At 67.5% G+C, this 12,305-nt stretch carries 8 protein-coding genes and 5 tRNA genes; 7 read left to right on the forward strand and 6 right to left on the reverse strand.

Annotated elements, in window-relative coordinates; translation table 11 throughout:
* Positions 1 to 131: 131 nt before the first annotated feature.
* The 3 genes from betA to betI all read right to left on the reverse strand — a co-directional run bounded on the left by betA (position 132) and on the right by betI (position 4,217).
* Positions 132 to 1,823: a choline dehydrogenase gene (gene betA / locus OCT48_RS05435; protein ID WP_263591703.1), complete on the reverse strand. Its 1,692-nt coding sequence runs from the start codon at positions 1,821 to 1,823 to the stop codon at positions 132 to 134.
* A gap of 277 nt (positions 1,824 to 2,100) precedes the next feature.
* Positions 2,101 to 3,570 carry a betaine-aldehyde dehydrogenase gene (gene betB, locus OCT48_RS05440; RefSeq protein WP_263591704.1) on the reverse strand — a complete coding sequence of 490 codons (1,470 nt, stop codon included), beginning with the start codon at positions 3,568 to 3,570 and terminating at the stop codon, positions 2,101 to 2,103.
* Between the two features lie 11 nt (positions 3,571 to 3,581).
* On the reverse strand, positions 3,582 to 4,217 hold the full coding sequence (betI, locus tag OCT48_RS05445) for a transcriptional regulator BetI (protein WP_263591705.1): 636 nt from the start codon (positions 4,215 to 4,217) through the stop codon (positions 3,582 to 3,584).
* A 170-nt stretch (positions 4,218 to 4,387) separates the two neighbouring features.
* Here betI and OCT48_RS05450 point away from each other — a divergent pair, with 170 nt between their 5' ends.
* The 5 genes from OCT48_RS05450 (at position 4,388) to OCT48_RS05470 (ending at position 5,949) form a co-directional block, all read left to right on the forward strand.
* Positions 4,388 to 5,338 carry a choline ABC transporter substrate-binding protein gene (locus OCT48_RS05450; protein WP_263591706.1) on the forward strand — a complete coding sequence of 317 codons (951 nt, stop codon included), beginning with the start codon at positions 4,388 to 4,390 and terminating at the stop codon, positions 5,336 to 5,338.
* An 87-nt stretch (positions 5,339 to 5,425) separates the two neighbouring features.
* Positions 5,426 to 5,502: transfer RNA gene (locus OCT48_RS05455), tRNA-Met, on the forward strand.
* 132 nt (positions 5,503 to 5,634) lie between these two features.
* Positions 5,635 to 5,710, forward strand: a tRNA-Asn gene (locus OCT48_RS05460).
* A gap of 41 nt (positions 5,711 to 5,751) precedes the next feature.
* Positions 5,752 to 5,827: transfer RNA gene (locus tag OCT48_RS05465), tRNA-Asn, on the forward strand.
* A 46-nt stretch (positions 5,828 to 5,873) separates the two neighbouring features.
* Positions 5,874 to 5,949: transfer RNA gene (locus OCT48_RS05470), tRNA-Asn, on the forward strand.
* Between the two features lie 421 nt (positions 5,950 to 6,370).
* On the opposite strand, the gene OCT48_RS05475 is transcribed toward OCT48_RS05470, so the two are convergent.
* The gene (locus tag OCT48_RS05475; protein WP_263591707.1) at positions 6,371 to 7,060 is read right to left on the reverse strand and encodes a L,D-transpeptidase; all 690 of its coding nucleotides are present in this window, start codon (positions 7,058 to 7,060) and stop codon (positions 6,371 to 6,373) included.
* 1,020 nt (positions 7,061 to 8,080) lie between these two features.
* On the opposite strand from OCT48_RS05475, the gene OCT48_RS05480 reads away from it, so the two are divergent.
* Positions 8,081 to 8,308, forward strand: a complete 228-nt coding sequence (locus OCT48_RS05480; RefSeq protein WP_263591708.1) for a hypothetical protein — start codon at positions 8,081 to 8,083, stop codon at positions 8,306 to 8,308.
* Between the two features lie 64 nt (positions 8,309 to 8,372).
* Here OCT48_RS05480 and OCT48_RS05485 read toward each other — a convergent pair whose 3' ends face one another.
* Entirely contained in the window at positions 8,373 to 10,472 is a 2,100-nt protein-coding gene (locus OCT48_RS05485; RefSeq protein WP_263591709.1) for a carboxy terminal-processing peptidase, read from the reverse strand.
* Between the two features lie 141 nt (positions 10,473 to 10,613).
* Here OCT48_RS05485 and OCT48_RS05490 point away from each other — a divergent pair, with 141 nt between their 5' ends.
* Positions 10,614 to 11,912 carry a M18 family aminopeptidase gene (locus OCT48_RS05490; RefSeq protein ID WP_263591710.1) on the forward strand — a complete coding sequence of 433 codons (1,299 nt, stop codon included), beginning with the start codon at positions 10,614 to 10,616 and terminating at the stop codon, positions 11,910 to 11,912.
* 282 nt (positions 11,913 to 12,194) lie between these two features.
* On the opposite strand, the gene OCT48_RS05495 is transcribed toward OCT48_RS05490, so the two are convergent.
* Positions 12,195 to 12,271: transfer RNA gene (locus OCT48_RS05495), tRNA-Met, on the reverse strand.
* Positions 12,272 to 12,305 lie beyond the last annotated feature (34 nt).

The raw sequence follows: 12,305 nt of genomic DNA on the forward strand, positions 1-12,305 counted from the left end.
TCGGATTCGAACACTTGTTTGAATGTCTTCAGCCTAGCGCAAGAAACGCCGCCTGGCCACCATCGAAGCCTGGGATGCCGCCAACGAAAACGCCCCGCGCGAGGCGGGGCGTAGGGAGGGAGCCGGGTGGATCAGCTCAGGCGGCGCATCGGCTCGCGCTGGGCGGGGGCGTCACCCGCCACGTAGTAGGGGGCGTCGCTTCTCGGCAGCGGCTCCCGGCCGCGGATCTTGTCGGCCATCTTCTCCGCCAGCATGATCGTCGGCGCATTGAGGTTGCCGGTGGGGATGACCGGAAACAGCGAGGCATCGACCACCCGCACGGCCTCCACACCATGGACCCGGCCGGCGCCGTCGACCACAGCGTCGTCCCCCTCGCCCATGCGGCAACTGCCGCAGGGGTGATAGGCGGTCTCGGCGTGCTCGCGGACGAAGGCGTCGAGCTCGGCGTCGGACTGCACGTCCGGCCCCGGCGAGATCTCCCGGCCGCGGTACTCGTCGAAGGCCGGCTGGGCGATGATCTCTCGGGTCAGGCGGATGGCGTCGCGGAACTCCTGCCAGTCCTTCTCGGTGGACATGTAGTTGAACAGGATCGAAGGTGCGGCCTTGGGGTCCCGGGAGGTCAGGCGCACCCGGCCCTCGCTCTCGGAGCGCATGGAGCCGACGTGGGCCTGGAAGCCGTGGGCCTGCACCGCGCTCTTGCCATTGTAGCTGATGGCGATGGGCAGGAAGTGGTACTGCAGGTTGGGCCATTCCTCGTCGTCGCTCGAGCGGATGAAGCCCGCGGCCTCGAACTGGTTGCTGGCCCCCACGCCGCTGCCCAGGAACAGCCACTCGGCGCCGATCTTAGGCTGGTTGTACCACTTCAGTGCCGGATACAGCGAGATCGGCTGCTTGCACTCGTACTGGATGTACATTTCCAGGTGATCCTGGAGGTGGGCGCCGACATTCTCGTTGACCTGCACGGCCTCGATGCCGAGCTCGTCGAGCACGTCCTTCGGGCCGACGCCGGAGCGCTGCAGGATCTGCGGCGAGGCGATGGCGCCGGCGCACAGCAGCACCTCGCGGCGGGCGTGGACTTGCCGGGGCTCGCCGCGACGCGCGTAGCGCACGCCGGTGGCCCGCTTGCCCGCGAAGGTGATGACATCGGTGGTGGCGCGGGTCTCGATGGTCAGGTTCGGCCGCCCCTTGGCCTGGTCGAGGTAACCGCGGGCCGTGGAGGCGCGCCGCCCGTTCGGGGTGACGAAGCGGTCCATGGGGCCGAAGCCTTCCTGCTGGTAGCCGTTGACGTCCTCGGTGGCCGGGTAGCCGGCCTGCTGCCCCGCCTCGATGAAGGCATGGTAGAGCGGGTTGTTGCCCTCCTTCGGCGTGGTCACGCTGACCGGGCCGTCGCCGCCGTGGTAGGCGTTGGGGCCAATGTCGCGGGTCTCGGCCTTGCGGAAGTAGGGCAGGCAGTCGGTGTAGGTCCAGTCCTCGAGGCCGGCTCGCTTGGCCCAGCCGTCGTAGTCCAGGGCGTTGCCGCGGATGTAGCACATGCCGTTGATCAGCGAGGAGCCGCCCAGGCCCTTGCCGCGGCCGCACTCCATGCGACGGCCGTCCATGTGCGGCTCCGGGTCGGTCTCGAAGGCCCAGTTGTAGCGCTTGCCCTGCAGCGGATAGGCCAGGGCCGCCGGCATCTGGGTGCGGAAGTCGAAGCGATGGTCCGGGCCGCCGGCCTCGAGCAGCAGCACGCTGACGTCCGGGTCCTCGGTGAGGCGGGTGGCCAGGACGTTGCCGGCGGAGCCGGCGCCGATGATGATGTAATCGAATTCACGGGACTGCGACATGGAGCCTCCCTGAAAGAGTCAAAAGGGTCTCGAAGGCGAGACACCTGACGGGGCGCTCGCCGATGGGGGCGCGGAGGACGGTCTCCGCGTCCGGGTGGTGGTCGTGGAAGGGCATCAGGCGCTTCGTTCACCATCCGGAGCGATGAGCTTTCCCGGCGACAAGCCTCGCGAGGGCGCTGTGAACCCCTCCATGGGCGCTACTTTTGCCATCCCTGGCAAAAGACCCTCGCTATGGCTTGTCCCCGGCGCTCATCAGGCGGATGTTGTCCTCGAGCGGTCAGAACACGGATTCGAAGGGCCCCATCTCGACCTGCACCGACTTGGTCTGGGTGTAGTGGGCCAGGGTCTCGACGCCGTTCTCGCGGCCCACCCCGGACTGCTTGTAGCCGCCCACCGGCATCTCGGCGGGGGACTCGCCCCAGGTGTTGATCCAGCAGATGCCGGCCTCCAGGCGCTGGATGACCCGGTGGGCGCGGTTGAGCCCCTCGGTGAAGACGCCGGCGGCCAGGCCGTAGACGGTGTCGTTGGCGCGACGGATCACCTCCTCCTCGTCGTCGAAGGTGAGGATCGACATCACCGGGCCGAAGATCTCCTCGCGCACGATGCGCATCTCGTCGCTGCAGTCGGTGAAGACCGTGGGCGCGGCCCAGGCCCCGGCGGCGTAGTCGCCCTGGTCCCAGGCCTCGCCGCCGGCCAGCACCCGGGCGCCTTCCTGCTTGCCCACGGCGATGTAGGACAGCACCTTCTCCTGGTGCTCGAAGCTGACCAGGGGGCCGAAGTTGACCGCCGGATCCAGCGGGTCGCCGGCCTTGATGCGGGCCACCCGCTCGGCGATCCTGGCCTCGAAGGCCTCCTTGATGCCGCGGGCCACGAAGACCCGGGTGCCGTTGGTGCAGATCTGCCCGCTGGAGTAGAAGTTGGCCATCATGGCGGCGTCCGCGGCACGGTCCAGGTCGGCATCGTCGAAGACGATCAACGGCGACTTGCCGCCGAGTTCCATGGTCACGTCCTTCAGGGAGGAGGCCGCGGAGGCGGACATCACCTTCTTGCCGGTGCCCACCTCGCCGGTGAAGGTCACCTTGTCGATGCCGCCGTGGCCGGTGAGCAACTGGCCGACGCGGCCGTCGCCGTGCACCACGTTGAAGACGCCATCGGGCAGCCCGGCCTCGGTGAAGATCTCGGCCAGCGCCATCACGGTCAGCGGGGTGACCTCGCTGGGCTTGAAGACCACGGCGTTGCCGGCGGCCAGCGCCGGGGCCGACTTCCAGCAGGCGATCTGGATCGGGTAGTTCCAGGCGCCGATGGCGCCGATCACGCCCAGCGGCTCGCGGCGGGTGTAGACGAAGGAGGACTCGCGCAGCGGGATCTGGCTGCCTTCGATGGCCGCGGCCAGGCCGGCGTAGTACTCGAGCACGTCGGCGCCGGTGACGATGTCCACCGCGGCGGTCTCGCTGATCGGCTTGCCGGTGTTGCGGCTCTCCAGCTCGGCGATGGCATCGTTGCGCTCCCGGAGCAGTGCCACGGCGCGCTGCAGGATGCGCCCGCGCTCCATGCCGGTCATGGCCGCCCAGGCCTGCTGGCCACGGCGCGCCGCGTCGACGGCGGCGTCCACGTCCGCCTCGCTGGCCTGCTGGACCTCGGCCAGGGTGCTGCCGTCATAGGGGTTGACGACCGGGAAGGTCTCGCCGGAGGTGGCGTCCACCCGACGGCCGTCGATGTAGAGGGTTTCGGTAGCGTGGTGGGTCATGGGACCTCCAATCAGGACTCGGTGGAAACGGGGTGGGGCGTTGTCGCTGCCGCGGCCACGCCGTGGGCGTGGAGCAGCTGGTCGAGGTATTCCCGGGCCAGGCGCCGGGCACGGTCGGTGTCCAGCCCTTCGGGGGTGAGGGCGCCGCGCAACCACAGGCCGTCGATCATCGCGGCCAGTGCCCGGGCGGCATCCCGGGCCTCCTCCTGGGGCAGCAGGCGACGCAACTGGTGGCAAAGATTGGCGTAGAGGCGCCGGTCGTTGACCTGCTGCAGGCGCTGCAGCTGCGGCTGGTGCATGCTGCTGGCCCAGAAGGCCAGCCAGGTCTTGGCTACCGGGCCGGTGACCTGGGAGCGATCGAAGTTGCCATCGATGATCGCCGCCAGGTGCGCCTCGGGGGCGTTTGTCGCCAGGGCCCGGCGGCGTGCGGTGACGGCCTCGCCCAGGTCGCTGAGGATCTGGCGCATCGTGGCCTCCAGCAGGCCATCCTTGCCGCCGAAGTAGTGGCTGATGATGCCGGCGGAGACGCCGGCATGACGGGCGATGCGCATCACGGTGGCATCGGCCAGGCCGACCTCGTCGATGGCCGCCATGGTGGCTTTGATCAGCTGCTGGCGACGGATGGGTTCCATTCCGACCTTGGGCACCTTGCGGACTCCTCTCTCGGCGTTCGTCTTGCTTCCATGCCCGGAAGCATGGTTACCATAGCTACAGCTTGCCATTTTTTTATTGAACGTTCAATCAATAAAGATAATCGGCAGCCGGCAGGGCCCTCCCCCTGCCTATACTCAACGTCCAACCCAAGGGAGACATGTCGATGCACAAGATGACCATGGGCCTGGCAACCGCCGCGCTTTCGCTGACCGCTTCGCCGCTGTTGATGGCCGCCGAGGACCAGAGCTGCCAGAGCGTGCACTTCGCCGAGGTCGGCTGGACGGACATCACCGCGACCACCGCCCTGACCACCGAGGTACTCGAGGCGCTGGGCTACGAGACCCGGATCGATACCGTCTCGGTGCCGATCGCCTATTCGGGCATGAAGAACTGCGACTTCGATGTCTTCCTCGGCAACTGGATGCCGTCCATGGCCTCGATCAGCGATCCCTACGTGGATCAGGGCCAGGTGGATCGCCTGGGGGCCAACCTGGAGGGGGCCAAGTACACCCTGGCGGTGCCGCAGTACGTCTATGATGCCGGGGTGACCTCGGTGGCCGACCTGGACGAGCATGCCGAGAAGTTCGATGCCACGCTGCACGGCATCGAGGCCGGCAACGACGGCAACCAGCTGATCCAGGACATGATCGACGACGACGCCTTCGGCCTCGGCGACTGGCGGCTGGTCGACTCCAGCGAGGCCGGCATGCTCGCCGAACTGCGCGCCCGCACGCCGGACGAGACGTGGATGGTGTTCCTCGGCTGGGAGCCGCACCCCATGAACACCAACTTCGACATCGCCTACCTCGAGGGCGCCGACGACTACTTCGGCCCCGACCTCGGCGGGGCCACCGTCTATACCAATACCCGCGCCGGCTTCGCCGAGGAGTGCGCCAATGTCGGTGAGCTGCTGGGCAACCTCTCCTTCACCCTGGAAATGGAAAACCAGCTGATGGGAGAGATTATGGATCAGGGCGCCGATCCCCGCGACGCCGCCCGCGACTATCTCCAGGCCCATCCGCAGGTGCTCGAGGGCTGGCTCGAGGGTGTCACCACCCGGGACGGCGAGCCGGGTCTGCCGGCCGTCAAGGAGGCGCTGTCCATCGACGGATGAGGTCCGGGCACGGTGGGCTTGCCAAGGGGCGGGCCGCCGTGCATAATCCCCACCCGTCGCTCGGGCCGAGTCCCGTGAGGCGAAAATGGCTACGTAGCTCAGCTGGTTAGAGCACATCACTCATAATGATGGGGTCCCCTGTTCGAATCAGGGCGTAGCCACCAGGACAGCACGAGACGCCCGCTTGGCCCTTGGTCGAGTGGGCGTCTCGCGTTGTGGGACGGGTCAAGGCGGAAGGCGGGGAGACTTGACGTTTACAAGCCGATCCGTATACTACGCCCCGTGCTCGAGGCCATTCCCCGATAGCTCAGTTGGTAGAGCAAATGACTGTTAATCATTGGGTCGCAGGTTCGAGTCCTGCTCGGGGAGCCAGCTTCGTCCCAGAGTATCGAGCACAGAGGTAACCAGGTCATTCCCCGATAGCTCAGTTGGTAGAGCAAATGACTGTTAATCATTGGGTCGCAGGTTCGAGTCCTGCTCGGGGAGCCACCTTTCCTGCCAGATGTTTCTTGCCCGTTCCGGGCCAGCACGCCATTCCCCGATAGCTCAGTTGGTAGAGCAAGTGACTGTTAATCACTGGGTCGCAGGTTCGAGTCCTGCTCGGGGAGCCAGTGCCGCTGATGTGATGATTCCTTCACCGTCCTGATTCTTTCGTTCCTGCTGGCCCGTGTCGCCTCGGGTTGCCTGTGTGTCCGTGCATCGGTCTCGGTCCTGCCGCCTGTTGCGGTACTCTGGCGTGCTGCTGGTGCTCCGGAGAGCGGGGCCGGGCCGCCGGCGTGACAACGCCCCAACCACAACGCCGGGCCACTGGGGTCCGGCGTCATGGGGTGGCGAAGGGGAGGGGGCAGTCGTACTCGGCGAGGCGCAGCGCAAGGACAAAGGTGTGACTATCTTCGGTCGCGTGAACGAGATGGACGTCGATGAGAAAGGCCTGACCGTACTGACCGGTCGTCGCTGGTCGAGACGCCTCGCGAGTGGTGCCGGGGGCAGCGCCTCGGGGGCAGGAGATGGCGAGCCGAGGTGGCAACCGGCTCATCCCCGGATCACCACCCTGGAGCCGATGTCGATCCAGCCCGTGATCTGGTCGATTTCCTCATTGGTCACGGCGATACAGCCTTGCGTCCAGTCTCGACGCTTATGGATCCACTCATCGGAACTGCCGAGGCCATGGAGACCAATATGGCCTCCCAGACGCGTGTTCGGGGGAGACATGCCATGCTCCGATCGATAGTAGCGGTAATACCGGTACTCGGCATCACTCAGCAGCCCCGTCGCCCGTGCGTCCCAGGCGGTACTCGGCGTGGGGTAGTCGAACTCCATGAAGGTGCGGAACTTGCTGTGAGGATTGATGCGCTGGATGGTGAACTGGCCGACGGGTGTCTGTCTGCTGCCCTGTACGCGAACCCGCCGATAGCCTTGTGAGCCGTAGGCCACGTACGGGATCGTCGTCAAGCGGCGTGCTCCCCGCAACAACACCAGCTGCCGACTGACCAGGTCGATATGCAGCCAGGCATCCTCAGGCCCCACCTGGTCGGGGATCACGAAAGCCTCGACGTTGTGCATCAATGACGCCCGCTGCGTGTCTTCCTCGTCTCCCGCGTGGGGAGAGGTACTGGCGGTTGCCAACGGAGTGACGGCCAGCAGGAGCCCCGAGAGGGTGATGGCCAGCCCCCAGCGCAGGCCCGGGGCATTCTTTCGTTGAGAGGTGTGTGTATTCAGCACGCTTGGCACTCCATGGTATCCCGGTTTTCTTGTTTCCGATCGGTCTCGAGTGTGTCGCGATGAGCCCCGAGGCGACGTCCTCTGCTGTGGAGGCATTCGAGGCGGTGGTAATGCATGTCTCATGCATGCTTCGTTGTCATCTAGCGCCAAAGGGCGGATCCGATACGCCATTCGGCTTAGCCGTCGCTCATAATGTTAATATTTGTAACGTTAGGTTTCTTTTGTTACATGGTCAAGTGTCTCGTGATGTGGTGTTGCTCGCTTCGCGTGTTGTCCGCCCCGGGACATGTCGAAGAACCCTGCCCGGAGCAAGCGTCACAGCCACCCCATGCCACTAGCCGGTTTCAACCGAATGATGGCCGTGGCCCGGCATGCCGCGGAAGCGGGTCCGATCGGTGCCTGGACAGCACCCGCCAAGTCCCGGGGCGCGAGCCGCTCGTCGTTGGTGTCACCGGCTCGTGCATCGCGTCCCCCCGCCTGAAGCGCTACCCGGAGCGGACCATCCCGGCGAGGAGCCCCAGCTAGCAGTGAAGATCGGCTGGCCGTCGTCGATGGAGTCGGGCGGCAGGGCAAGGATGCGGTGGGAAGGCTGGGCCGGCGGCGGCTGGCCTTGAGGCAGACGAGCCAGGCCTTCTGGCGCGATCCCAGATGCCTGCTACGGCAGGCCGAGCCGGCCGGCGAGCCGCTGATTGGTCTCGAGGGGCCGACGCCTTATCAGCCCTCTGTCGGCGAGGCGGTCGGATATGAAGGTAGTGACGGACCAGTGGCTTGGAGGCGGGGCTTGCTCGGGAGGACCTCCCGTCGGGCGAGGATGCCCTCCCGGGCCTGAAGCAAGAGGAGACGGCTGGCAGTTAGTCGTCCGGTGCCGCGTGGCCGGCCGTCGTACTCGTGGCTCCCCGATGTCCCGCCGACGGTCTCATCGCCCCTGTCCCCCTCGAGCAGCGGGGAGCGGCGAACCTGCCACGACGCCGGCAACAGCGTCTATGCTGGCATGTCAGGTGGTTTCTATCAGGAGACGACATGTTCCACATCGAGCGGGTGGACGGCGTCATCGTCCTCACATGCCCGGTATGCCGGGAACAGGAGAAAGTGGCGGACGAGAGGCATCACCTCGAGGAATTTCGCGGCGGTGTGGGAATCAAGGCGGCACGCGGCCGGCGATACCACTGCACGATCTGCGACTTCCGCGGGCCGGCCGACTGCGAACGGTCGGCGATGAGCCGCGGCGGGGTCGGGCCGCCGGCGTGACAACGCCCCAAACACAACGCCGGGCCACTGGGGCCCGGCGTCATGGGGTGGCGAAGGGGAGGGGTCAGTCGTACTCGGCGAGGCGCAGGCCGCTGTCGAGGCGGGCGAAGTCGAGCAGGATCTCGGCGGCCTCCACCACCTGGGCGCGGTCGACCGGCTCCGCTCGGGTCTCGGCGCCGGCCAAGGTGTCGGTCTCGCCACCGACCTCACCCTCGCCCTGGGGCGTGCCGCGGGCGTCGATCCACTCCTCGAGGGGTTCCAGGCCCAGCGCCTCGCGGCGTTGGTTCTCCAGCGCCAGCTGCTCGGCCTCCTGGGCCTCCACTTCCCGGCGGCGCTGCTCGCGGTTGAGACTGACACTGGTGTGCTGCTCGCGCAGGCGCTCGGCCAGCTTGGCCTGGCGCTCCAGGTAGTGGAAGTTGGGATGGTCGTCGGCCCGCCGGCGGTGACGCTCGCGCAGCGTCTCGAGGTAGCGCTGCGGCTCGCCGTATTGGCGGTACTGGACCTGGCGCACGGTGTCCCAGGCCAGGGCGTTGTCGAGGCTGCTCTCGCCGATGAGCTCGGGGTCGATCAGGCTCGGGAACTGGATGTCCGGGGTCACGCCACGGTGCTGGGTGCTGTCGCCGGAGATGCGGTAGAACTTGGCGCGGGTCAGCTTGATCTGGCCATGGCTCAGCTCGTCGAGGGTCTGCACCGTGCCCTTGCCGAAGGTGTCGCTGCCCACTACCAGGCCGCGGCCGTAGTCCTGGACGGCGCCGGCGAAGATCTCCGAGGCCGAGGCCGAGAGCCGGTTGACCAGCACTACCAGGGGACCGTCATAGAGGGTGCCGCTGTCGGTGTCGCCATACAGGCTGATGCGTCCCCGGGCGTCGCGCACCTGGACGGTGGGGCCGCGGTCGATGAACAGGCCGATCAGCGAGTTGGCTTCCTGCAGGGCGCCGCCGCCGTTGTCGCGCAGGTCGAGCACGATGCCCTCGACCCCCTCGGCCTTGAGGCGCTCGATCTCCTTGGCCACGTCCCGGGTGGTGCTGCGGTAGTCCTCCTCGCCGGCCTGCCAGGCATCGAAGTCGACGTAGAAGGTCGGCACCTCGATCATGCCCAGCCGGTGTACCTCGCCGTTGCGTTCCACCTCGATGACCTCGCTCCGGGCGGCCTGGTCCTCGAGGTTGACGGTGTCGCGGGTGATCTCGACCACCTTGGAGCGGGTCATGTCCACGGCCTGGGCGGGCACCACGTCGAGGCGCACCACCGAGCCCTTGGGGCCACGGATCATGTCGACCACGTCGTCCAGGCGCATGCCCACCACGTTGACGATCTCCTCGCCCTCCTGGCCGACGCCGACGATGCGGTCGGCGGGCTGGAGCACCCCGGCGCGCTCCGCCGGGCCGCCGGGCACCAGGCTGGCCACCTTGACGTACTCGCCGTCGGCCTGGAGCAGGGCGCCGATGCCTTCCAGGGACAGCCGCATCTGGATGTCGAAGGACTCGCTCTGGCGCGGCGACAGGTACTCGCTGTGGGGATCGATGCTGCCGGTGACCGCGGCCATGAAGAGCCCGAAGACGTCCTCCTCGTTGGTCTGCCGCAGGCGGGTCAGTTGGCCCTCGTAACGCTGGCGCAGGGTGTCTTCCACCTGCTCGGGGGACTGGTCGCTGATCGACAGGGTCAGGGCGGCGTTCTGGAGGCGCTTGGTCCACAGCGCGTCGAGGGCCGCCTCATTGCCGAGCCAGGGCGTGTCCTCGCGGTCCAGGAGCATGCGCTGGTCGCCGTCGAAACCGAAGTCCAGGCCCTCGTCGAGGCGCGCCAGCAGCCAGGTCAGGCGGGCCTCGGCGCGTTCGTGATAGCGGCGGTAGAGGGCGAAGGGCCGCGACAGGTCACCGTCCAGGACGGCGTCGTCCAGGGTGGTGGCCAGGTCGTCGAAGGCCTCGACGTCGCGGCGCAGCAGGTAGGCGCGCTGGCCGTCGAGGATGTCCAGGTAGCGATCGAAGGCCTGGCGCGACCACTCGTCGTCGAGGCTGACATCCGCATAGTGGCCGTAGCGGAGGGATTCGGCCACTTCCACGGCCGCCTGGCGTTGGGCATCGCTGGGGACGAGCTCCGCCAGGGCGGGACCGGCGACCACCAGCAGGGCCAGGGCCGCCGCGCGCCCCAGGGTGACAAACAGGCTCATCGATGAAGCACTCCCGGATTCATGTACACTCTCCAGTCCAGACTGCGATTCGGCTCGCGAGTTGCATGGACCGAGCGGCCATTGTAGCAGCTCGGTCGAGATCCCATGACCCCCGAACGTCCCGCGATACAGAGGAATCCCATGCCCCAGGAAGCCCGACTCGAGCGGCTGCTCGATTTCCTGCGCCGCTCACCCACTCCCTGGCACGCCACTGCCAACATGGCCGAGCGTCTCGAGGAGGCCGGCTATCGGCGCCTCGAGGAGACCGAGGCCTGGCGCCTCTCGCCGGGCGACAAGGTCTACGTGACCCGCAACGACTCCTCGATCATCGCCCTGCAGCTGCCCACCTCGCCCCTGGTGGCCCTGCGCATGATCGGTGCCCACACCGACAGCCCGGGCCTGCGCCTCAAGCCCAATGCCGCCCAGACCGCCGCCGGCTGGCTGCAGCTCGGCGTCGAGGTCTACGGCGCCGCCCTGCTGGCGCCCTGGTTCGATCGCGACCTGGGACTGGCGGGACGTCTCCATGTGCGTCATCGCGATGGCCGCCTGGAAGGCTTCCTGCTGGATGTCGACCGTCCGGTGGCGATCATCCCCAGCCTGGCGATCCACCTCGACCGCGAGGCCAACGACGGCCGCGCCATGAACGCCCAGACCGAGATGCTGCCCGTGCTGCTGCAGGGCGGCGGGCACGCCGACTTCGAGCGGCTGCTGCGCGACTGGCTGGCCGAGCAGCACGGTGTCGAGGGGCACGAGGTGCTCGACTTCGAGCTGGCCCTCTACGACATGCAGCCGCCGGCCCGGGTGGGCGTCGAGGGCGAGCTGATCGCCGGCGCCCGGCTCGACAACCTGCTGTCCTGCTTTATCGGCCTCGAAGCCCTCCTGGCGTCCGATGGGACGCAAGGCGCGCTGCTGGTGGCCAACGATCACGAGGAGGTCGGCAGCGCCAGTGCCTGCGGCGCCCAGGGCCCCTTCCTGGGTGACGTGCTGCGGCGGGTGAACGCCCAACTGGGGGAGGGCGACGAGGAGGGCCTGATCCGCCTGATCCAGGCCTCGAGGATGATCTCCTGCGACAACGCCCATGCCCAGCATCCCAACTTCCGGGACAAGCACGACGCCGCCCACGGGCCGGCGCTCAACGCCGGGCCGGTGATCAAGGTCAACGCCAGCCAGCGCTATGCCACCAACAGTGCCACCGCGGCGCTGTTCCGGGAGCTGTGTCGCGAGGCCGAGGTGCCGGTGCAGACCTTCGTCACCCGGGCCGACATGGGCTGCGGCAGTACCATCGGGCCGATCACCGCCACCGAACTCGGGGTGCCGACCCTCGATGTGGGGGTGCCTCAGTGGGCCATGCACTCGATCCGCGAGACGGCGGGCAGCCGGGACGTGGCCCACCTGACCCGGGTGCTCACCGCCTTCTTCGACCGCGCCGAGCTGCCCTGACGCTGGGCTTTGAGGTGCGAGGCGAAAGGCGCGAGGAGTAAGGGGTGAGGGGTAAAAGCGCGAGGAGGATGGTGCAGGATGCGAATGAGGTGAGATAGGGGGGTGTGAGGCGTTGGGTGTGAGTCATCATGCTGCCCGACCCTCGACCCTCGACCCTCGACCCTCGACCCTCGACCCTCGACCCTCGACCCTCGACCCTCGACCCTCGACCCTCGACCCTCGACCCTCGACCCTCGGAATCAAGAAAGCCCGCCTGGCGAACCGGGCGGGCTTTTCGGTATCTGGTGGCTACGCCCTGATTCGAACAGGGGACCCCATCATTATGAGTGATGTGCTCTAACCAGCTGAGCTACGTAGCCGTGCAACGGGGGCGAATACTACCCGGGCGACCCC

This window comes from Halomonas sp. M4R1S46 (assembly GCF_025725685.1).
Lineage (GTDB): Bacteria > Pseudomonadota > Gammaproteobacteria > Pseudomonadales > Halomonadaceae > Halomonas.

Coding starts and splice junctions, on each gene's coding strand:
- betB (WP_263591704.1), bottom strand. CDS start 3,570: ATGACCCACCACGCTACCGAAACCCTCTACATCGACGGCCGTCGGGTG.
- betA (WP_263591703.1), bottom strand. CDS start 1,823: ATGTCGCAGTCCCGTGAATTCGATTACATCATCATCGGCGCCGGCTCC.
- OCT48_RS05485 (WP_263591709.1), bottom strand. CDS start 10,472: ATGAGCCTGTTTGTCACCCTGGGGCGCGCGGCGGCCCTGGCCCTGCTG.
- OCT48_RS05450 (WP_263591706.1), top strand. CDS start 4,388: ATGCACAAGATGACCATGGGCCTGGCAACCGCCGCGCTTTCGCTGACC.
- OCT48_RS05480 (WP_263591708.1), top strand. CDS start 8,081: ATGTTCCACATCGAGCGGGTGGACGGCGTCATCGTCCTCACATGCCCG.
- OCT48_RS05490 (WP_263591710.1), top strand. CDS start 10,614: ATGCCCCAGGAAGCCCGACTCGAGCGGCTGCTCGATTTCCTGCGCCGC.